This is a genomic window from Hamadaea sp., assembly GCF_013362815.1.
Taxonomy (GTDB): domain Bacteria; phylum Actinomycetota; class Actinomycetes; order Mycobacteriales; family Micromonosporaceae; genus Hamadaea.
The window spans coordinates 1-19,787 of sequence record NZ_JABFVK010000067.1 but is presented as its reverse complement, the minus strand read 5'-3'; the positions used below and the strand labels follow the sequence as shown (position 1 = coordinate 19,787).

Sequence of the window (19,787 nt, the reverse complement as noted above, 5' to 3'; positions counted from 1 at the left end):
ATCGACTCCGCGAGGAGGTGATCGACTAGCGGTTGCCGAGCGCGACGATGCCGCCGGCGCGCGTACCGAAGTAGATGCGGCCGTTCCAGGCAGCGGGGGTCGACTCGATGCAGCCGCCGATCTTCATCGACCACAACAGTTTCGGCTCCGCATGTGTGTCCGCGACGTCGTACGCGCGCATCACGCCGGTGCAGTCGCCCAGGTAGAGCACGTCGTCGACGACCACCGGCGACTGCCACGTCTCACCGCCCGGTACGCGGAACTTCCAGCGGACTTCGCCGGTGGCCCGGTCGATGCCGAGCACGTCGCCGGGATGGGTGTCGAAGATGACGATGTCTTTGTAGAGCGCGGGCGAACCCCAGATCCCGGACTTCGGCGGATGCTGGTCCTTCTGACTCCAGACCAGGGGATTGGTCTTGTTTCGTGGGTCGAGCTTCATCATCTGGCCGACCTGCCGGGAGCGCGCGTTGTTCCGCTCGAACTCGGAGCCGACGTAGAGGAAGCCGTCGGCGTCCACGGTGATGGAAGCGTCGGTGTCGTCGCCGGTCCAGAAGCGGAACACCCGGGTGGGCTTCTTCCCGGTCTTCAGGCCGCTGATGTCCCAGCCTTGCACCAGGCCGCCGGAGTTGGCGAAGTACACCGTGTCCTGATAAATGGCGACGGAGTTCTCGATCGACACCATGCCGTCGCCGATCGCCTTGAGCAGCTCGGAATCCCAGCCCGGTGCGTTGAAGACCAGCTTCGGCTTGACCGTGACCTTGCCGTTGGCGTCGTAGCCCCGGTTGAGCTTGACGATGTGGAACTGGCTGTTCTCGCCACCCTCGAAGAGGTAGTCGTCGATGATCAGCCCGGCGCCGTCCCAGTCGTCGTTCCACTTGGTCGGCGAGACCGCGTGCGCGGAGAGCTTCCAGAGCTCGACCGGCTTGCCGCGGTCGATCGCGATGATGTGGTAGTAGTTGTCGCGCGAACCGGAGTAGACCAGCGGGAATCCGTCGGGATCGATGGTTACCGAGCCCTTGATGATGTCACCGGTGGGGAAGTCCGGGAGGATGCGCTCGCCGGTGTTCGCGTCGAGGAAATGCACTTTCGCGTCGTACGCCCCGAAGACCACCCAGGTCCGGCCGTCGCGTTCGAAGACGGCGGGCTGGCCGGTCCACCCGGAACCGCACCAGATCCGGGTGCCCTTCTCATCCGTCGACGGGTGGCACAGGCTGCCTGACTTGGGGAACCGCCACAACTGCGTCGGCTTCGTCCGGAGCGCCGGACCGGTGCCGAAGTACGACCGGGTGGGGTTGCCGCGGAAGGTCAGCAGCCCGTTCACCTTGGTCCCGTACGGCTTGCCGACCCCGGCCGGATCGGAGAATCCGGCGTACGCCGCTGGAGCCGCCGAACTGCCCGGCGTCGGTGATGTGCTCGCCCCCGGCAGTACGCGTACGTCGTCGGGATTGCTGCAGGCCGCCGCTGAGATCAGGCACAAAGCGGCCGTCAGCGCGATGATCGATCTTGAGAGCCCCCCAGTCACGGGCACAGTGTGCTGAGGTTGTCACGCTCCGCCTATCCTCCGACCGGTCGACCGTGCATGACAGGTCGGATGCTTGATCGAGGTCGGTCCGAGCGCCGGATGGCCATAGTTGCCCGTAGGAGTGACGATGGAGGCATGGAGCCCGAGTCGATCACCCCCATGACGGACGACGAGGCCGAGCTGTTCCGCTTCATCCGCTATGGGCAACTGCCCGACCGCGTCCCGCCGAACAAGATGGTGGAGACCGTGGAGACCTCCGCGCCGCGGGAGGACCCGGTCCCGTACACCGACCCCGGATCCCCCTACTACCACGGCAACGCCTGACCTCAGGCGGCTGCCGCCCGTCGCGCCACCACGGCGCGGGCCAGCGTGGCCAGCGCCTCCTCGGTCGCGGCCCAGCTCATGCAGGCGTCGGTGACGCTCTGGCCGTAGGTCAGCGGCCGCCCGGACTCGAGCTCCTGACGGCCGCCGACCAGGAAGCTCTCCAGCATCACGCCGCCGATGCCGCCCTGCCCGGCCGCGATCTGGTCGGCGATCTCGACCGCGACGGCCGACTGGCGTACGTGGTCCTTGTTGCTGTTGCCGTGGCTGGCGTCGATCACGAGGCGGTGCTTCAGGCCCGCCTTCTCCAGGGCGATCAGCGTTGCGGCCACCGGGCCGGGCAGGTGGTTCGGCCCGGTCTTGCCACCACGCAGAATCACGTGGCAGTCCTCGTTGCCGGTGGTCGTGACGACGCTTGCCCGCCCGTCGGCGTCGACGCCGAAGAACACGTGACTGCTTCGGCCGACGTGGCAGGCGTCGATCGACACCGAGACACTGCCGTCGGTGGCGTTCTTGAACCCGACCGGCATCGACAGGCCCGAGGCCAGCTGCCGGTGCACCTGGCTCTCGGTGGTACGCGCGCCGATGGCACCCCAAGTCACCGCGTCGGCGATGTACTGCGGACTGATCGGGTCGAGGAACTCGCAACCGACCGGCACCCCGAGATCAAGGATGTCCAGCAGCAGTTCCCGGGCCATGCGCAGGCCCCGGCGTACGTCGTAGGTGCCGTCCAGGCCGGGGTCGTTGATCAGGCCCTTCCAGCCGAGGGTCGTCCGGGGCTTCTCGAAGTACACGCGCATCACGATGCGCAGGTCGCGGGAGTGCTGTTCGGCGGCGGCGGCCAGACGGCGGGCGTAGTCCAGCGCCGCCTTCGGATCATGGACCGAGCACGGCCCGACGACCACGAGCAGCCGATCGTCTTCGCCGGTCAGCACGTCGCGGACTTCTTGTCTGGTGCGTTCGACCAGCTCCGCGCGTACGCCGCCGAGGGGGAACTCCGCGAGCAGCTCCGACGGCGGCTCGAGCGGCTCGAACGCGGCGACGTGCAGGTCGTTGGTGACGGTCATCTTCGATACTCCCGTTCTCAGGGGGACGGGACCCGGTCGACCCAGCGCCAGCCCGTCCTGGAATGACGAAAGGCGAAGACCGGGAGGTCTCCGCCTTACTGGCTCTGGGTGGTGTCGGTCAGCGCATGAGACCGCCGGCTCCACCCAGAGCCAGCGTAAAGCGCCAATACCGACGTGCCACGTCCGGAAGCATACCCGACGCCGCGCAGGGGTATGCCAGCCGAATGGACGTGTTCCGCGTCGCCACCCTCAACCTGTTCGGTCATCACGCCGACTGGCCGCGCCGCCGGGACGTCCTCCGGACCGAGTTCCTCCGGCTGCGGCCGGACCTCGTCGCGTTGCAGGAGACGGTGGAGACCGCGTACTCGGACCAGGCCAGCGAGATCCTCGGTGAGGGATATCACCTCGTACGTCAGCCGGGCGCGACCGCGGACGGCTGCGGAGCGAGCCTGGCGAGCCGCTGGCCGCTCGGCGAGGTACGCCACGTCGACCTGCACGTCACCGAGCGGGTGGATGCTGCTGTCGGCTGGATCGGGTCGGCCACGCTCGCCGAGGTCGAAGCGCCGGAACCGATCGGCCGTCTGCTGTTCGTGCACCACAAACCGAGCTGGGAGGTCGGCCTGGAACGCGAGCGCGAGCTGCAAGCGGTGACGACTGCGCGGGCGGTCCTGGAGCTGGCGGGGGACACCCGGGCGGATGGGAGCCCGCGGCATGTGATCCTCGCAGGCGACTTCGACGCGACGCCCGATTCGGCGAGCGTACGCTTCTGGACCGGCCGCCAGTCGCTGGACGGATTGAGCGTCTGCTATCGGGACGCGTGGGAGTCGCTGCACCCGGTCGACCCCGGCTACACCTTCACCCCGCGCAACCGGCTCGTCCTCGCCGGGGACATGGCTCAGCCACTTCCCCGGCGAATCGACTACATCATGGTCCGATGTGGACCGCATGGTCCGACCGCGGCGATCGTCGCGTGCTCACTGTTCGGCATCGGCGACGCGACCGGGCCGGGCAGCGATCACTACGGCGTCGTGGCCGAACTAGCGGTCGGTGACGGCTGAGGTATCCGCGGCCGGTTCGGGCTTGCGCGGCGACGGCGTACGGCTTCCGGCCACCAGGGCATCCCGGATCTCGCGCAGCAGCTGGATCTCCTCGGTCGGCAGCGCCGGCGCGGCTTGGCTGCCGTTCCTCTTGAAGCGCTCGGCGAACTTGTTCATCGGCAGGACGACGAGGAAGTAGACCACCGCCGCCGTCAGTAGGAACGCGACGATCGCGCTGACAAAGCTGCCGACCGGAATGCCGTTCGGCTCACCCTTGGCGGTCTGGCCGGGGAGCTTGATGAAGCCGCCGATCTTGTCATCGCCCGTGCCGATCATGTTGATCAACGGGGTGAGGAAGGTGTCGGTGAACGAGGTGACGAGCGTGGCGAACGCCGCGCCGATGACCACGCCGACCGCGAGATCGACGACGTTGCCGCGCATGATGAAGTCTCGGAAGCCCTTGAGCATTCCGCCACCCTAACGGGTCGGACTAGGCGTCACCGGTGTTCGCCGCGAGCCTTCTGTGGAGAAGCTCACGCAGCGAGATCGATTCGCCGTCCTTGGCGCCCCGGCCGATGACCAGCATCGGGTCGCTCGGTGCGGGGCGGGCGCCGAGCAGCCGCGAGCGCAGCGAAGCCGGCACCCCGAGCACGTAGAACTCGCCGTCGACCCCGATCGCGAGCGAGTGATTCGGGTGGATGTACCAGCCGTGCAGCCCGGTCCGGTAGTGCGATCGGCCATTGAAGGCGAACGCCATCAGCCGCTCCGGCGGAAGGAGTCTCCGCCGGGCCTCCTCGACGAACTCGGTGACGAGCTTGCGCGCTTGCGTCGTCTCGATCTCCCGGGCCCGCGCCACCGCCGCGGCATGCTTGGCCACGGCGTCGTCACGCCGCTGTCGCCAGTCGTCGTCCTCCCGGGCCGTCATGGCACGCAACGATAGCTCGCCGATTGTCAGGGGGTGCTGGTAGATCTGGATCGTGCCCGGTGTGCTTTCCCTGCGCGATCTCAACCGCGCGACCCTTGACCGCCAGCTCTTGCTGCGTCGCTCCAGCCTGTCCGTGGTCGAGGCCGTCACGCACCTGTGCGGCTTACAGGCTCAGACCACACACAGCTGGTACGCCGGACTCTGGGGCCGGTTGGCGAAGTTCGATCCGCAGCAGGTCGTCACTCTGATGGCGGACCGGGCACTGGTCCGGATAGCGGTGCAGCGCTCCACGATCCACCTCGTGACCGCCGCCGACGCCCTGACGATGCGGCCGTTGGTGCAGTCGGTCGGCGAGCGGAGTTTCGCCTCGAACTGGGCCAAGTTCCTGCCCGGCGTCGAGCTGGCCGAAGTCGTCACCGCCGGGGTGAAGCTGCTCGAGCAGCAGCCGATGACCTTCAGTGACCTCGGCAAGCGGCTGACCGAGGTCTGGCCCGATCGCGACGGACCGGCGATGGCGCAGGCTGTGCGTACGTTCGCCGCACTCGTTCAGCCGCCGCCGCGCGGGTTGTGGGGCCGCAGCGGTTTGGCGGTGCACGTTCCGGCCGAGCAGTACCTCGGCCGCCCGCTTGCCGTCGACCCCTCGATCGACGAGCTCATCGTCCGGTATCTGACCGCGTTCGGTCCGGCTTCCGTGCAAGACGCGCAGACCTGGTCCGGGCTCACGCGGCTCGGCGAGGTGTTCGAGCGGCTCCGGCCACGGCTCATCGCGTACGCCGACGAGCAGGGGAGGGAGCTGTTCGACGTCCCGGAAGGTCCTCGGCCGGAGGCCGACGTCGAAGCACCGGTCCGGTTCCTCTACGACTTCGACAATCTCCTGCTGTCGCACGCCGACCGCACCCGTGTGCTCGATCCGGCGTACCGGCCGTTGTTGTGGCCGCAGAGCAACACGGCGTTGGGCAGCGTACTGGTCGACGGCTTCGTCCGGGCCAGCTGGAGGCCGGAGAAGAGCAAGGGCAAGGCGCACCTGACGGTCATCTCCTACCAGCCGTTTCCGACCCGGCAACGGTCTGCGGTCGAGGCGGAGGGGCGGCGGTTGCTGGAGTTCCTCGTCCCCGGGGCGGAGCACGACGTCCGGTTCACGACCGCCGGGTAGCGGCCGCTGGTTACCGGCAGGTAACTTATCGGCATGACCCTTGACGTGGCCGCCCTCGCCGACGGCATGACGCAGTCGGTGCCGCTGGTGAAGACCCTCGGCATCACGTTCGCCTCGGTATCGCCCGACGGCACCGAGGTGGTGGCCGATCTGCCGGACCGGCCGGATCTGCACAACCACGTCGGCGGCCCGCACGCCGGGGCGATGTTCTCCCTGGGCGAGACCGCTTCGGGCGGCGTCGTGCTGGCGGCCTTCGGCGAGCAGCTCACGGAAGCGGTCCCGTTGGCCGTCAACGCCCAGATCGCCTATCGCAAGCTCGCCGTCGGCGCGGTACGCGCAACCGCCCGCCTGACCCGCCCGGTCGCCGACGTCGTCGCCGAACTCGTGGGCGGCTCCCGTCCGGAGTTCGACGTGGCGGTCGCGATCACCCGGGGCGACGGTGCGGTGGCCGCCGAGATGACGGTGACCTGGACACTGCGGCCCAATCGCTGACCCGCCCTTCGGGGCGCTCCCGACGGCGGCAGATCAGGTTTCTGGGTCGAATCATCGCGCAAGATTCGGCCCAGAACCCTGATCCAGTGCTGAGGCCGCGGCAGCGAGCGGGACGCGGCAGGGCTCAAGCGCGACGCGGCGGCTAGCGGGTGGCGATCAGAGCGCCGATCCCGTCGAGGATGCGGGCGAGGCCGAAGTCCAGCGCGTCGTCCTGACCTCCCTCGGTCAGGGTCGACGTCAACGCTGCGTTGACAGCCGGGAACCGGTCGGCGTGCTCACGCATGATCTCGAAGAGAACGATGCCGAACTGACGCTCGGGATCGCCGTTCGGGGTGGCCGAGAGCTGGGTGGCGATCGTGCGTACGTGACCGGAGAGGACGACGACCACGTCCATGCGCTCCCAGCCCGCCAAACCCGTGCCGTCCAACGCCGACAGTGCCGCTTCCAGCCAGGCCACTTCGTTCGGCCCGATGATCCGGGGCCCGGTCGTCGCCTCGATGGCCCAGGGGTGCCGGGCGAATCCCGGCAGTAAAGCCTGAGCCCAGGCACTCAGCTGCTCACGCCAGCCGTCGCCGGGCAGCGAAGGCGGTGCCCCGATCGCCAGGTCGGCCATGAGGGCGACGAGTTCCGCCTTGCCCGGCACGTACCGGTAGAGCGACATCTTCGTGTAGCCGAGGTCGGCCGCGACCCGCTGCATCGACACGGCGGCCAGCCCTTCGGCGTCGGCGATCTCGATGCCCTTGAGAGCGATCTGCTCCGTCGTCAGCGCCGGCCGGGGGCCGCGCTTCGGCTGAGGGCGAGCGTTCCAGAGCAGCTCAAGACCGTCCACGGAGAACCTCTCGAAATCAGGGTTGCGAAAACTGTATCCAGCGTACACACTAATAACTGTATCCAGCAGACACAGTTTTGGGGGAGTCATGAAGATCCTGATTTCGGGCGCGAGCATCGCCGGGCCGGCGTTGGCCCTATGGCTGGCGCGATACGGGTTCGAGCCGACCGTCGTCGAAATCGCTCCGAACCTGCGTGGCGGCGGGCAGGCGGTGGACTTCCGGGGTCCGGCGCACTTCACGGTCCTGGAGCGGATGGGCGTCCTCGACGATCTGCGCGCCCGGCGTACGCACGGCAGCCCGATGACCTTCGTCGACGAGCGCGGCCGGACGCGGTTGCACCTCCCCAGCGACTTCGCCGCGGGCGAGTTGGAGGTGCTGCGGGAGGACATCGCCCGGGTGTATTACGAGCACGGCATCCGAGCCGGTGCCGGGTACGCCTTCGGCGACTCGATCGCCGAGCTGACCCAGCGGGAGGACAAGGTGGACGTCGTCTTCGCCTCGGGCATGCGGGAGGCGTACGACCTGGTCATCGGGGCCGACGGCGTGCACTCCAACGTGCGGCGGCTGGCGTTCCCGGACGGCCGGTACGAGACCCATCTCGGCTACTACGTCGCCACCTGGGAACTGCCGAACTACCTCGGGCTGCCCCCGGGTTCGCTGAACTACAACGTGCCCGGGCGGCTCGTGTCGGTCGGGCGGGCGTACCGGGATTCCGCTCGAGCGGGCGCCTTCGTGATGTTCAAGTCGGATCCGATCGAGTACGACCGGCATGACGTGGAGCAGCAGAAGGACATCTTGCGGCGGGCGTTCGGCGACCTGGCTTGGGAGACGCCACGGCTGCTGGCCAGCCTGGCCGACGCCAAAGAGCTGTACTTCGACTCGATCAGCCGGGTCGACATCGAGCCCTGGTCGACGGGTCGCGTGGCGCTGGTCGGTGACGCCGCCTGCGGCGCGACGATCGGTGGCATGGGCACCGGCACGGGGACGGTGGCGGCGTATGTGCTGGCGGGAGAGCTGGCCCAAGCCGGAGGCGACCATCGGGCCGCCTTCGAGCGTTACGAGCGCCTGGTCCGCCCGTACGCCCAAGGCACTCAGGTCGGCGGCGACCGCACCGGCAAGTTCCTCGCGCCGGCCACCACGTTCGGCCGGGTCGCCCGTGACGGGCTGCTCAGCCGCAAGATCCTGCTCAACCTGATGCTGAAGGTGGGTCAGGAGGTCAGCAGCAAGATCGAACTGCCGAGCTATGTGACCCCGGTCACCGCCCGGAATTGAGTCGATGCGACTCAAGTTGTGCCAGATAGCCACCGAGACTTGAGGAGACATCGATGAACAACGTTTCGCTCTGGACCCGCCGGGACCCGTTCGCCGAGTTCGACCAGATCGTTCGCCGGGCGTTCGGCCCGACCGTGCGTACCAGCGGCTTCACCCCGGCCGCCGAGATCGACCGCGACGGTGACGACGCGGTCGTCCGCCTGGAGCTGCCCGGTCTCGACGTCGCCAAGGACGTCGTCGTCGAGATCGAGCGCGGTCACCTCGTCGTCCGCGGCGAGCGCCGGGACGAGCGAGCCACCGAGAACGACGGCCGTACGCTGCGCGAGGTCCGCTACGGCAGCTTCCGCCGGTCGTTCGCGCTGCCCGCACATGTGACGTCGGAGGCGATCACCGCCGAGTACGACGCCGGCATCCTGACCATCAAGGTCGCGGGCGCGTACGCCGGCACTGCCGCGAAGCGCATCGAGATCACGTCGACCGCCGAAACCCCGGCAATCGAAGCGGCCGAGTAGGTGAGGCACTGGCCGAGGGTCAGCGGGGCGTACCGCTGACCCTCGCGTTTCGGTTAGCCTCGCGGTGTGCTGATCACCGTTCCCGAGCAGCTTGTCGCCACCTTGCCCAAGTACTACGGGGACCGCGGCCGCGCCTGGATCGCCGACGCCCCGCGCGTCGTCGCCGAGCACCTGGACAAATGGGAGCTCACGGTGGACGGCCCGGTCATGAACGGGGTGGTCGCGCTGGTCGTCCCGGTCCAGACCGCGGACGGCCCGGCCGCGCTCAAGCTGCAGATCGACGATCCTGATCACCCCGGCGAGGCTGCGGCCCTGCGCACCTGGCACGGTGACGGGGCAGTGCGTCTGCTCCGCGAGGATCCGGTCGCGGGCACGATGCTGCTGGAGCGCCTCGACTCAGGCCGCGACCTGCTCAGCCTCCGCGATGACGTCCAGGCCGCACAGATCATTGCAGAGCTACTGGTACGCCTTAACGCGTACAAGTCGCCGGAAGGAATCCGGACGCTGAGTGAGATCGCCGCGGGCATGCTGGATTTCGCGCCCGAGGCGGCCCGCAAGCTGGCCGATCCCGCCGAGGCCGAGCTGATCCGGGGCTGGGCCGCGGCCGTGGGCGAAGTGGCGGGCGAGTGCGGCGATCAGCTGTTGCACTGGGATTTGCATTTCGAGAACGTGCTGGCCGCGGACCGGGCGGACTGGCTCGCGATCGACCCGAAGCCGCTGTCCGGCGACCCGGAATTCGAACTGTTGCCCGCACTGCACAATCGCTGGGACGAAGTGCTCGCCAGCGGCGATCCGCATCGCGTGGTACGCCGCCGCTTCGACGCGATGGTCGAGGTCATGGGGCTGGACCGGGAACGGGCGGTGCTCTGGACCCTCGGCCGTACGCTCCAGAATTCACTGTGGACGATCGAAGACGGTGCGGATCGGCTCGAAAGCGCTCAGATGCTTGTGGCCGAAGCCATTCGCCATCGACCTCTATAGTGGCCGCATGACGGTCCTCGCCCCTCCGATCGCCCCGGAGGCCCCTCGTCCCCGTCGTGGCACGGGACTGATTGCGCACCTTGGCTGGGAGGCGATCCTCCTCCTGCTCGCGCTGGCCGGTTTCGGCTACATCGTGCTGCAGGAGGGCATCGACGCCATCGGCCGCGGCGTCTGGCTGAACTTCGCCTCGATCGGCCTATTGTCGAGCGCGCTCGCCCTCTCCGTACGCCTCCGTGCGGTGAATCTCGCAGTCGCCGCCCAGGCGATGCTGGCCGGAATCATCTACGCCAAACTCGTCGCCGAAGACTGGCCGGCGGTAGTCGCCGGCGCAGTCGGCGTCCTCGCGGTGCTGTTCCTCGGCCTGATCCTGGGAGCGATCACCGGGCTGACCGGCGCGCCCGCCTGGGCCGTCTCGCTCGGCGGGCTCGGGCTCGCGGAGGCGATCTCGTACGCGCTGTCGGACGCGCGCGGCGTCATGGTCCACGGCGCAGGCCGTTACGCGGTGTGGCTGGTCGCGGTCTGGGCCCTCGTGTTCGTGCTCGGCTCGATCGGGGGCGCGGTCGTATTTCTGGTCTCCGGCCTCCCCCGCGACAGCGCCTCGTTCGGCTCCCGTGTGCTGCGGTCGATCGGCGCGTTCGGCCTGTCCAGCCTGATCGCGGGCGTGGCCGGCGTGATGTACATCGGCTACATCGCATACGCCGCCGCCACCGGCGACGGCCTACGCCTGCTCGAAGCGGCGGCGGTTGTCCTGCTGGGCGGCGTCAGCGCCGCGACCGGGCGTGGCGGCGTACTCGGCACCGTTCTGGCCACCCTTGTAGTGGTCGCCCTCACCACTTCGCTGATGATCAACGGGATCGCGACGTGGGCGAGCATCGTGCTGCCTGCTTCGATCGCAATCCTGATCGGGGCGGTCGTCGGCGCTTTGCTGGACAAGGTGTCGGCTCCGCCCGCTCCCGCTCCCGCCGCTCCTCCTGCGGTTTGGTGAGCGTCTTCGCGTTCGCGCTTTCATGATCGTCGGCTTCCGACATTCTTGGGGCTGCGTGCTTCCATGATCGTCGGAAGCCGACAATCGTGGGCGTATACGTGCGTTGATCGTCGGCTTCCGACGATCACGAAGGCGTCCGATGAGTGGCTATTCGGCGGGTTCCAGCGTCAGGCTGATCGAGTTGATGCAGTACCGCTGGTCGGTCGGCGTCGGGTAGCCCTCGCCCTCGAAGACGTGCCCGAGGTGGGAATCGCAGTTGGCGCAGCGCACCTCGACGCGGACCATGCCGAACGAGCGGTCTTCGCGCAGGGTGACGGCGGCGTCCTTCGGGTCGTAGAACGAGGGCCAGCCGCAATGCGAGTCGAACTTGGTGTCGCTGCTGAACAGCTCGGCTCCGCAGGCCCGGCAGCGGTAGACGCCCTTGGTCTTGGTGTCCACGTACTCGCCGGTGAACGCCGGTTCGGTGCCCGCCTCACGGAGTACGCGGTACTCCGCCGGGCTCAGCCGGACACGCCACTCGTCCTCCGAGATCTTCTCCATGCCTTCACGGTACGGGGTAGCGTCGCCGTATGCCCAAGGCCGAGGCGCAGACGTATGAGGTCGGTAAGCGATCCGTAAGACTGAGCAGTCCTGACAAGATCGTTTTTCCGCGAGCGGGGTACACCAAGCGGGACGTCTTCGAGTATTACCAGGCCGTGGGGGAGGCGATGCTGCGTGCCGTCGGCGACCGGCCGACGACCTTGCAGCGGTTCCCCGACGGCATCGAAGGCGAGGCGTTCTACCAGAAACGCGTACCGGAACGAGGGGCGCCGGACTGGCTGACGACCGCCCAGATCACCTTCCCGAGCGGGCGCAAGGCGATCGAGTTGTGCCCGACCGAGGTCGCGCACCTCGTCTGGGCGGCCCAGATGGGGACCATCGTGTTCCACCCCTGGCCGGTGCGCTCCGAAAAGCCGGATCATCCGGACGAGCTGCGGATCGACCTCGACCCCCAGCCGGGTACCGACTTCTCCGACGCGGTCGAGGTCGCGTACCTCGCGCGGGAGTTGTTCGCCGAGGCTGGGCTGACGGCGTACCCGAAGACTTCCGGCGGGCGGGGCATCCACCTGTTCGTCCGCGTACGCCCGGAGTGGGACTTCATCGAGGCCAGGCATGCCGCCATCGCCTTCGGCCGGGAGCTGGAGCGGCGGCACCCCGAGCGCGTGACGATGGCGTGGTGGAAGGAAGAGCGCGGCGAACGCATCTTCATCGACTTCAACCAGATGTGCCGGGACCGGACCATCGCGGCGGCGTACTCGTTGCGGGCCAACGAACGGGCGACGGTCAGTGCTCCGGTGACGTGGGAGGAACTGCGGGGCGTCGACCCGAACGACTTCGATCTGCGTACCGTGCCGAAGCGGCTGGCCGAGTCGGGCGATCCGTGGGCGGACCGCGAGGCTGAAGTCTTCGGGTTGGAGACCCTGATGGAGTGGTGGGCGGCTGATCCGGTCGAGCAGCCCTACCCGCCGGACTATCCGAAGATGCCCGGCGAGCCGATGCGCGTGCAGCCCAGCCGGGCGCGCACGCCGTCCGAGTGAGTCTTGAACTTTTTGTTAACGCGGATCGGGCGCGCTTCCAGTGAGCGGCGAGGCTTGTCGCCGACAATTCGGGGGCAATGGCCGATAATGGTACGGAACGTCCGATCTTTGTGATGGGGTGCCCTCGCTCGGGCACCACCATGCTGCAGCTCATGCTGCATCGGCATCCCCGGATCGCCATCCCGCCGGAGAACCGGTTCGTGCTATCCGGGTACCTGGCCCGGCGTACGTTCGGCGACCTGCGTCTCACGGCGAATCGCGCCCGGCTCGCGAGCTGGATCGTCGACCGGCCGCAGTCGAAGTTCCAGGATCTGCGGCTCGACGCCGAAGACATCCGGGCGCGTCTCGTCGACGGTCCGCCCGACCTCGGCTCGCTCTTCGCGATCGTGCTGCGGGCGTACGCCGAGCGGTTCGGCAAGCCGCGTTGGGGTGACAAGCGGCCGGCGTACGTGAACAACGTGGACATGATCCGGCGGCTGTTCCCGACGGCGCAGCTGGTCACCATCGTCCGCGACGGCCGGGACTGCTGCGCTTCGTTGAAGGAGATGCCCTGGCAGACCCGCAAGGACATCGCGTCGCTCGCCGCGCAGTGGGCGTACGCGGTCGACTGCTCCCGCCGAGCGGCCCGCACTCTGCCCGCCGACTCCTATCACGAGCTGCGATACGAAGACCTCGTCGCGGATCCGGACGGGACTTTGCGGGAGCTGTGTGCGTACCTGGGAGAGGAGTTCGATCCGGCGATGACCCGGCCGTCGGAGATCGCTGCCGACGCGGTGCCGACCGGCAAACGCTGGCACTCGCGTACGCACCAGCCAGTGGGCCAGGCTCGAACCGGGTCCTGGCGGACCCGGTTGACGCCTGACGAGATCGCCCTGTGCGAGTCGGTCCTCCGGGGCCGGTTGACCGCGCTGGGTTACGAGCCGTCCGACTGCCCTTCACCACGACTTGGCCAGCGCCTGCGGTACGCCGTCGCCGATTCCGAGCGGCGGGCGCGGCTGGTCCGGCAGCGCGTACGGGACCTGACGAGCCGGCTCACGCCTCGTTGATCATTACCTTGGGGAGTTGATCACGGGCCTAAGGACGCCGACACGCCGTCGAGCAGGACCGTAAGTTCATGATCAACCAGAAGGACAAGGGGGCTAGGCGGGGCAGGTCTTGCCGTCGGCGGGGACGGTCAGGTTGATCAGGTACGCGTTGACGGCGCTCGAGATGCACGAAGTCTCCGGGTACGCCGTATGCCCCTCGCCCTCCCAGGTCAGCACGTGCCCGACGCCCAGCATGTTCGCCAGGGCCGGCGTCTGCTCGTAGGGAGTGGCCGGGTCGCCCTTGGTGCCCACCACCACGATGGGCGGCGCGCCGATCGCCTTCCCGGTCGGGACCGGGTCGCGGCCGCCGGACCAGAGCGAACACGTCATCGAACCGATCGCGAGCGGCGCTCCGAACAGCGGATACTTCGCGCGCCACTGCGATTGCAGGGACCGGATCTCGGTGAGGCTCGGCGGCGCCTCGTCGTCGGTGCAGTTCACGGCGGCGTTCGCGTCGAAGAGGTTGCTGTAACTGCCCCCGGGGGTGCGTTCGGCGTACGCGTCGGCCAGGTCGAACACCTGCTCGGCGTCCCCGTCGTGCAGGGAGTCGATGGCGTCGGACAGATCGGTCCACCGGTCCTTTGTGTACAGAGCCGAGATGACGGCGTAGAACACCCAGCCGGAGGTGGCCTTGCGTCCCTCGTAGGTCACCGGGTTGGCCCGCGCCTCGTCCAGCGCCTTGGTGATCGCGCCCCGGGCGTCCGGCGCGATCGAGCAGCGCGACGTGTGGTTCTTGCACCACGAGTCGAAGTTCGTGAAGGCGCGCTCGAAGCCCTTGGCCTGGGACTCGCTCGCCTCGACGGAACTCATCGTCGGGTCGACCGCGCCGTCGAGCACCATCGCCCGGATGTTCTTCGGGAACAGCTGGGCGTAGGTCGCACCGAGCAGCGTGCCGTAGGAGTAGCCCAGGTAGGTGAGTTTCTCGTCGCCGACGGCCTGCCGGATGGCGTCGATGTCCTTGGCCGCCTGCACGGTGCCGTAGAGCTTGAGGTCGTCGCCGTACTCCTTCTTGCAGCCCGCGTCCATCCGCTTGGTCAGCGTCACGATCTGGTCGAACTGTGACTGCTCGACCGGGTCGGGTTCGGAGCCGAACGACGCGTCGAGGTCTTCGTCGGTCATGCACTTGATCGGGGCGGACCGGCCGACCCCGCGCGGGTCGAAGCCGACGAGGTCGAACCGGCGGAGCACCTCGACCGGCAGCGCGCTGGTCAGATAGACCGCGGTGTCCACACCGGACCCGCCCGGACCGCCCGGGTTGACCAGCAGCGATCCGATGCGATCGGTCTGGCTGCCGATGCGGGCGCGGATCAGCGAGATCTGGATCTTCGGGCCGTCCGGCTTCGCCCAGTCCTTGGGGACGTCGACCTTGGCGCAGTGGTACTGGAAGCTGCGCGAGGCCTGCGGATAGATCTTGCGAGCCTCGTCGGTGCAGGGCGTCCAGATGCCGTCCTTCGTCGGCGAAGGCGCGGCCCCTTCGTCGGAACCGCCGAGGCCTCCCGGCAGGAAGCAGGCGGCCGAGAACAGCGCGGCCACTACCAACAGCACGATCCGGCGCACGTGGGGTCCCTCCCGGTGATCGACGTCGACCCCGTGAGCCTACTTGCCGCTCGCGAGGACCTCTTCGACGTCCAGCCGGATCGGGCGGTCGAGCTGCTCATAGGTGCAGGACCGGGGGTCGCGCTCCGGCCGCCAGCGCACGAACTGCCCGGTATGCCGCAGCCGGTCGCCCTCCATCGCGTCGAAGCCGATCTCGACCACCCAGTTCGGCGCGAGCGGCTCCCACGAGGTGTCCTTGGTCGAGTTCCACCGGTTGGGGGCCGACGGCAGGCGCTGGCCCTCCTTCGGGTCGAGCCACGGGTGCTCGGCCGGATCGCGCAGCTCGGCGATCTCGTCCAGCAGCTCCTTGCGGCGCGCGGCGGAGAAGGCGGACGTCACCCCGATCGAGTGCAGCAGACCGTCGTCGTCGTAGAGGCCGAGCAGCAGCGATCCCACGATCGGGCCGGACTTGTGCCAGCGGAATCCCGCGACGACGGCGTCGAGCGTCCGGGCGTGCTTGATCTTGCGCATGAGCCGCTTGTTCGGCACGTAGAGCAGGTCGGCCGGCTTGGCGATCAGCCCGTCGAGACCGGCTCCCTCGAACTCAACGAACCAGCGGCGCGCCGTCTCGGGGTCGGTTGTCAACGGCGTGACGTGAACCGGGGGGCGTACGCCCGACAGCTCGGCCTCCAGCCGAGCCCGGCGTTCGGGAAAGGGCGTCTGGGTGAGGTCCTCGTCGCCGATCGCGAGGAGGTCGAAGGCCACCATCTCGGCCGGAGTCTCCTCAGCGAGCTTGCGGACGCGGCTCGCGGCCGGGTGAATCCGTTGCGCGAGCAGCTCGAAGTCGAGGCGCGGCAGCTTGCCCTCTTCGCGCCGGATGACCACGAGTTCGCAGTCGACGACGCAGCGCTCCGGTAGCTGCGCCTTGACCTGGTCGATGACCTCGGGGAAGTAGCGCGTGAAGTCCTTGCCGCCCCGGCTGGCCAGGGCAACCTCGTCGCCGTCCCGGAAGACGATGCATCGGAAGCCGTCCCACTTGGGTTCGTAGCTCATCCCCTCGGCCACGGGAATCTCCGGGACGGCGGTGGCGAGCATGGGCTCCAGCGGCGGCGTGAGCGGCAGTCTCATGGCTCCCAGTCAACCATCCGGGTCCGACACCGCGCCGCAACGCACGGCGGAAACGCCCCCGCGCATGTCTATACGATGGGGCGTATGGCAGACGGGGAACGTGCCAAGGGTTACCGCAAGGTCCAGCTGAAGCCGGGCGATCCGACCTCGCTGGATCCCAGGTACATCGTGGCCGTCCCGGACGAGGTGGCACTGCCCGGCGAGACCGGCGCGCTGGCGTACGAACCCGGCCGGGGGCCGGTGACCGACGACGAGGCGCTCGGCGTCCTGCGCCGCCGTAAGGGCGCTCAGCTGGCTCGCATGTACGCCGAGTCCGAACCGCGAGTGCTCGAACAACGCGGTCTACCGCCCACATTGGACGAAGCGCTGACCGACCTCCTGCCGCGGGAGCTGCCGGCCCGGGACAAGGCGAAGGAAGTCACCTCGATCAGCCTGCCGCCCCGGCTGATGGCGCGCCTGGTGGCCCGGGCCGAGATCGAGGGGCGGAACCTCAACGCCCTCATCGAGATGATGCTGTGGCGGTTGGACCGGCAGCCGCCGCTCGACCCCGACGACGTACGCCGCGAGTACGCCGAGATGATGGACGACCTCAAAAACCGGGCGGGCTAGCAGATCGGGACTTCGGCGGCGACCGCGTGCCCGAGGTCGAGCAGCACCGCGAACTGTGCCCCGATCGTCCAGCGATCGCTGGTCAGCCCGCTGGACAGCAGGCCGACCGTGCACGACCGCTCGGCGAGCCAGCGGCGCTCGGCCACCACCGCCCGGCCCACCCGAGTGTGTCCGATGTGGAGGTACGCCTGCCGCAGCCCCGAGCGTACGTGGGCGTCGGGGTGGCGGGGGATCTCCAGATGGTCGTCGAGCTGGCGGGCGAACCAGGGTCGTAGCCGGGCGAGGATCGGATCCTCCACCTCGGCGACGAGCAGCGGCCGATCGGATTCGGGCCACCACGTCGCGGTGAGCCGCCCGGGAAACCGCAGGGCCAGCCGCCGCATCGCTCCTTTCGGCACGACATGTGTCCGGACGACGCTCGTCACATAGAGCAAGGCATATCCCCCCAAGTCCCGATGTGGAAGCGTACAGCCTACCCGAACATGTGTACGAACGGAGGAGGGAGGCGACCTCGAAAACATATTACGTTTTAGCGGTTGTCCTGAACGTGCCGAAAGAGGGGAGAACCGATGAGGGTGCTCGTCCTGTCCAACCACACCGCGGTGATGGAGCAGGCGCTGATGGCCGCCGGTCACGAGGTCGTCGTCTGCCTGTCCAAGCCGAACGCGGCGCTGCGTGCCGCGCAGAACCCGCCTTATCCGATCCGGTCGGTGACTCATTGGACCGACTTCACCGAGTTGGCCGCATTGGCCCAGGAGGTGCGCGGCCGGATCGACGCCGTGGCCACCTTGTGGGAGGGCGCGATGGTCGCCGCCGGATTCCTGCGCGACCTGCTCAACCTGCCGGGCCAGGCCACGGCCGAAGCCGTGCGGTTCACCGACAAGGCGGTGATGAAGTCGGTCCTCCACGCAGCAGGCGTCCCGGTCGCGGCCCACCGGGTCGTGCACGAGGCCGCGGAGATCCCGGCCGCCGCCGCGGAACTCGGCGGCTTCCCGGTCGTCGTCAAGCCGCTCACCGGCTTCGGGTCGACCAACACCCACGTGATCCGGGACCGGCTGGACCTGGAGCGGATGCGGGCCGAGATCTTCACCCGCCGGCTGGACGCCTCGGCGTTCTTCCGGGCCGAGCCGGCCTTCCAGCCGCTCGACGACCAGGGTGGCTTCGTCGTGGAACAGTTCGTGCGGATCCGGAACGAATACCACTGCGACGCCTTCTGGTCCGGCGGCGACTCGATCTATCAGATCCCGGGCCGCTACAACGTCCCGCCGCTGCGCGGAATGGGTGGCACGCTCGGCTCGGTGCTGCTCGACCCGGCTGCGCCCGAGGGCATGGCCGTCGCCGACCTGGCCGAACAGGCCGCCCGAGCACTCGGCATCCACGAGGGCTTCACGCACGCCGAGATCTACCTCGACACCGAAGGCCGCTGGCTGCTCGGTGAGATCGCCGCTCGGCCGGGCGGCGGCGGCATTCAGCACGCGCTGCTTCACGCGTACCACGTGAACGTGCCGGAGATGCTCGGCCGGTTCGGGGCCGGTGAGCCGGTGCGCGTCGAGCCTCGCCCGGAGCCCGGGGCCTGGGGCTGGGCGGGGCCTTACGTGCCGCCGGGCCGGGTCGTGCACATCGCGAGCCGGGACGAGGTGCTCGCGCAGCCGGGTGTGGTCGACGCGAGCGTCGTCACACAGGTCGGCGGCGAGGGCGGGCTGACCGGGTCCGGACAGTGGGGCGGCCTCGCCGGGTACGCCTGGCTGCACGGCGACACGCCGCAGGAAGTGCTGGCGCTGATGGACCTCGTGACCGAGCGGTACGAGATCGAGGTCGAGGCCTGATGAAGTGGTGGCAGCGCCGGTTCGGCGGCCTCCCGCGTGCCTTCTGGGGCTTGATGAGCGGTGTCGGCCTGGCCCGCTTGGGCTTCTTCGCCGTGCCGTTCCTCACCTTCTGGCTGGTCGCGGACCGGCGCTTCACCGCGGCCGAGGCCGCGACCGTGATGACGGCGTTCGGATTGGGCTGGACGCTGTCGATGCCGCTCGGCGGCTGGCTGGCCGACCGGCTCGGCCGCCGCCTCGTCATCGTCGCGAGCGCGTTCGGGGCGGCGGGGGCGTACGTGGCGATCGGGGGCGTGCACGGTCTGCTGTGGACCTGCGCGCTCGCTTTCGCCACCGGTCTGACCTTCGACCTCTATCGGCCGGCGGTGCAGGCGTACCTGACCGACGTCGTTCCGGGTGATCATCGCAAGCGGGCGCTCGGGCTGCTCTACCTCGTGATGAACGTCAGCCGCATGGTCGCCTGCGTACTCGGTGGGCTGCTCGCTTCGCGGGCGTTCTTCGTGCTTTTCCTGGTGAACGCCTCGGTCAACGTCCTCTTCGGACTTCTTGCGCTGCGATTGCCAGCCACTCCATCGGGCACGGCTGCTGGGCGAAATGTTGGATTCGGCGCGGCGTTGCGAGATCCGGCACTCGTCGGCTTCACCCTGGTGACCGCCGTCTTCTACGCCGTACACATGCAGAGCATGGTCAGCCTGCCGGTGGTGTTCAGCTCCGTCGGCGCGACCCCATTGCAATACGGTCTGCTCCTGGCGCTCGACCCGCTCGTCGTGGTCGTCGTTCAGCTGCTCTTCCAGCAATGGCTGCTGCGTACACCGGCTTTGGTGGTGTGCGCGCTCGGCGCGGGAATGGTCGGCATCGGGCTCGCGCTGACCGGCATGTCCGGCTCGCTCCGCGAAGCGGCGCTCACGATCCCCCTGTGGGTGGCTGGGGAA

22 protein-coding genes are annotated in these 19,787 nt (G+C 68.7%); 13 read left to right on the top strand and 9 right to left on the bottom strand.

Annotation, left to right across the window (positions count from 1 at the left end; genetic code table 11):
- Positions 1-25: 25 nt before the first annotated feature.
- Positions 26-1,522: a PQQ-binding-like beta-propeller repeat protein gene (locus HOV77_RS27350; RefSeq protein WP_290866592.1), complete on the bottom strand. Its 1,497-nt coding sequence runs from the start codon at positions 1,520-1,522 to the stop codon at positions 26-28.
- Between the two features lie 135 nt (positions 1,523-1,657).
- Between HOV77_RS27350 and HOV77_RS27345 the strand changes: the two genes are divergently transcribed.
- Positions 1,658-1,846 (top strand): hypothetical protein, encoded by a 189-nt coding sequence (locus HOV77_RS27345; RefSeq protein WP_290866591.1) that lies wholly within the window; start codon positions 1,658-1,660, stop codon positions 1,844-1,846.
- Between the two features lie 2 nt (positions 1,847-1,848).
- Here HOV77_RS27345 and HOV77_RS27340 read toward each other — a convergent pair whose 3' ends face one another.
- On the bottom strand, positions 1,849-2,910 hold the full coding sequence (locus HOV77_RS27340) for a 3-deoxy-7-phosphoheptulonate synthase (RefSeq protein ID WP_290866589.1): 1,062 nt from the start codon (positions 2,908-2,910) through the stop codon (positions 1,849-1,851).
- 224 nt (positions 2,911-3,134) lie between these two features.
- Here HOV77_RS27340 and HOV77_RS27335 point away from each other — a divergent pair, with 224 nt between their 5' ends.
- Positions 3,135-3,968 carry an endonuclease/exonuclease/phosphatase family protein gene (locus HOV77_RS27335; RefSeq protein ID WP_290866587.1) on the top strand — a complete coding sequence of 278 codons (834 nt, stop codon included), beginning with the start codon at positions 3,135-3,137 and terminating at the stop codon, positions 3,966-3,968.
- Here HOV77_RS27335 and mscL read toward each other — a convergent pair.
- Both mscL and HOV77_RS27325 read right to left on the bottom strand, forming a co-directional pair.
- A complete protein-coding gene (mscL, locus tag HOV77_RS27330) occupies positions 3,948-4,415 on the bottom strand; it encodes a large conductance mechanosensitive channel protein MscL (RefSeq protein WP_290866584.1) in 468 nt (155 codons plus the stop codon). The genes HOV77_RS27335 and mscL overlap by 21 nt on opposite strands.
- Positions 4,416-4,437: 22 nt before the next feature.
- Positions 4,438-4,872: a hypothetical protein gene (locus tag HOV77_RS27325; protein WP_290866581.1), complete on the bottom strand. Its 435-nt coding sequence runs from the start codon at positions 4,870-4,872 to the stop codon at positions 4,438-4,440.
- A gap of 61 nt (positions 4,873-4,933) precedes the next feature.
- On the opposite strand from HOV77_RS27325, the gene HOV77_RS27320 reads away from it, so the two are divergent.
- Together HOV77_RS27320 and HOV77_RS27315 are read left to right on the top strand one after the other, a co-directional pair.
- A complete protein-coding gene (locus HOV77_RS27320; RefSeq protein ID WP_290866579.1) occupies positions 4,934-6,025 on the top strand; it encodes a winged helix DNA-binding domain-containing protein in 1,092 nt (363 codons plus the stop codon).
- A 33-nt stretch (positions 6,026-6,058) separates the two neighbouring features.
- Positions 6,059-6,517, top strand: coding sequence for a DUF4442 domain-containing protein (locus tag HOV77_RS27315; RefSeq protein WP_290866576.1), 459 nt, complete (start codon positions 6,059-6,061; stop codon positions 6,515-6,517).
- A gap of 142 nt (positions 6,518-6,659) precedes the next feature.
- Here the strand turns inward: HOV77_RS27315 and HOV77_RS27310 are convergent, their stop codons facing one another.
- On the bottom strand, positions 6,660-7,346 hold the full coding sequence (locus tag HOV77_RS27310) for a TetR/AcrR family transcriptional regulator C-terminal domain-containing protein (RefSeq protein WP_290866573.1): 687 nt from the start codon (positions 7,344-7,346) through the stop codon (positions 6,660-6,662).
- A gap of 88 nt (positions 7,347-7,434) precedes the next feature.
- Between HOV77_RS27310 and HOV77_RS27305 the strand changes: the two genes are divergently transcribed.
- The 4 genes from HOV77_RS27305 (at position 7,435) to HOV77_RS27290 (ending at position 11,097) form a co-directional block, all read left to right on the top strand.
- Complete coding sequence (locus HOV77_RS27305) at positions 7,435-8,619, top strand: FAD-dependent monooxygenase (protein ID WP_290866570.1); 1,185 nt, start codon at positions 7,435-7,437, stop codon at positions 8,617-8,619.
- 53 nt (positions 8,620-8,672) lie between these two features.
- Positions 8,673-9,131 carry an Hsp20/alpha crystallin family protein gene (locus HOV77_RS27300; RefSeq protein WP_290866567.1) on the top strand — a complete coding sequence of 153 codons (459 nt, stop codon included), beginning with the start codon at positions 8,673-8,675 and terminating at the stop codon, positions 9,129-9,131.
- 66 nt (positions 9,132-9,197) lie between these two features.
- On the top strand, positions 9,198-10,112 hold the full coding sequence (locus HOV77_RS27295; RefSeq protein ID WP_290866564.1) for an aminoglycoside phosphotransferase family protein: 915 nt from the start codon (positions 9,198-9,200) through the stop codon (positions 10,110-10,112).
- Between the two features lie 7 nt (positions 10,113-10,119).
- Complete coding sequence (locus HOV77_RS27290; RefSeq protein ID WP_290866561.1) at positions 10,120-11,097, top strand: hypothetical protein; 978 nt, start codon at positions 10,120-10,122, stop codon at positions 11,095-11,097.
- 147 nt (positions 11,098-11,244) lie between these two features.
- On the opposite strand, the gene msrB is transcribed toward HOV77_RS27290, so the two are convergent.
- Complete coding sequence (msrB, locus tag HOV77_RS27285; RefSeq protein WP_290866558.1) at positions 11,245-11,637, bottom strand: peptide-methionine (R)-S-oxide reductase MsrB; 393 nt, start codon at positions 11,635-11,637, stop codon at positions 11,245-11,247.
- Positions 11,638-11,666: 29 nt separating this feature from the next.
- Between msrB and ligD the strand changes: the two genes are divergently transcribed.
- Positions 11,667-12,674, top strand: coding sequence for a non-homologous end-joining DNA ligase (gene ligD / locus HOV77_RS27280; protein ID WP_290866555.1), 1,008 nt, complete (start codon positions 11,667-11,669; stop codon positions 12,672-12,674).
- A 77-nt stretch (positions 12,675-12,751) separates the two neighbouring features.
- Entirely contained in the window at positions 12,752-13,720 is a 969-nt protein-coding gene (locus HOV77_RS27275; RefSeq protein WP_290866552.1) for a sulfotransferase, read from the top strand.
- Between the two features lie 93 nt (positions 13,721-13,813).
- On the opposite strand, the gene HOV77_RS27270 is transcribed toward HOV77_RS27275, so the two are convergent.
- Entirely contained in the window at positions 13,814-15,316 is a 1,503-nt protein-coding gene (locus tag HOV77_RS27270; protein WP_290866548.1) for an alpha/beta hydrolase, read from the bottom strand.
- Positions 15,317-15,355: 39 nt separating this feature from the next.
- Positions 15,356-16,423 carry an ATP-dependent DNA ligase gene (locus tag HOV77_RS27265; RefSeq protein WP_290866545.1) on the bottom strand — a complete coding sequence of 356 codons (1,068 nt, stop codon included), beginning with the start codon at positions 16,421-16,423 and terminating at the stop codon, positions 15,356-15,358.
- 84 nt (positions 16,424-16,507) lie between these two features.
- Here HOV77_RS27265 and HOV77_RS27260 point away from each other — a divergent pair, with 84 nt between their 5' ends.
- Positions 16,508-17,032 carry a hypothetical protein gene (locus tag HOV77_RS27260; protein WP_290866543.1) on the top strand — a complete coding sequence of 175 codons (525 nt, stop codon included), beginning with the start codon at positions 16,508-16,510 and terminating at the stop codon, positions 17,030-17,032.
- Here HOV77_RS27260 and HOV77_RS27255 read toward each other — a convergent pair.
- Entirely contained in the window at positions 17,029-17,457 is a 429-nt protein-coding gene (locus HOV77_RS27255) for a hypothetical protein (RefSeq protein WP_290866540.1), read from the bottom strand. The genes HOV77_RS27260 and HOV77_RS27255 overlap by 4 nt on opposite strands.
- A 144-nt stretch (positions 17,458-17,601) precedes the next feature.
- On the opposite strand from HOV77_RS27255, the gene HOV77_RS27250 reads away from it, so the two are divergent.
- Positions 17,602-18,858 carry an ATP-grasp domain-containing protein gene (locus HOV77_RS27250; RefSeq protein ID WP_290866538.1) on the top strand — a complete coding sequence of 419 codons (1,257 nt, stop codon included), beginning with the start codon at positions 17,602-17,604 and terminating at the stop codon, positions 18,856-18,858.
- Positions 18,858-19,787: MFS transporter (locus tag HOV77_RS27245; RefSeq protein WP_290866537.1), on the top strand; the 930-nt coding region annotated here is incomplete at its 3' end. The genes HOV77_RS27250 and HOV77_RS27245, both read left to right, overlap by 1 nt.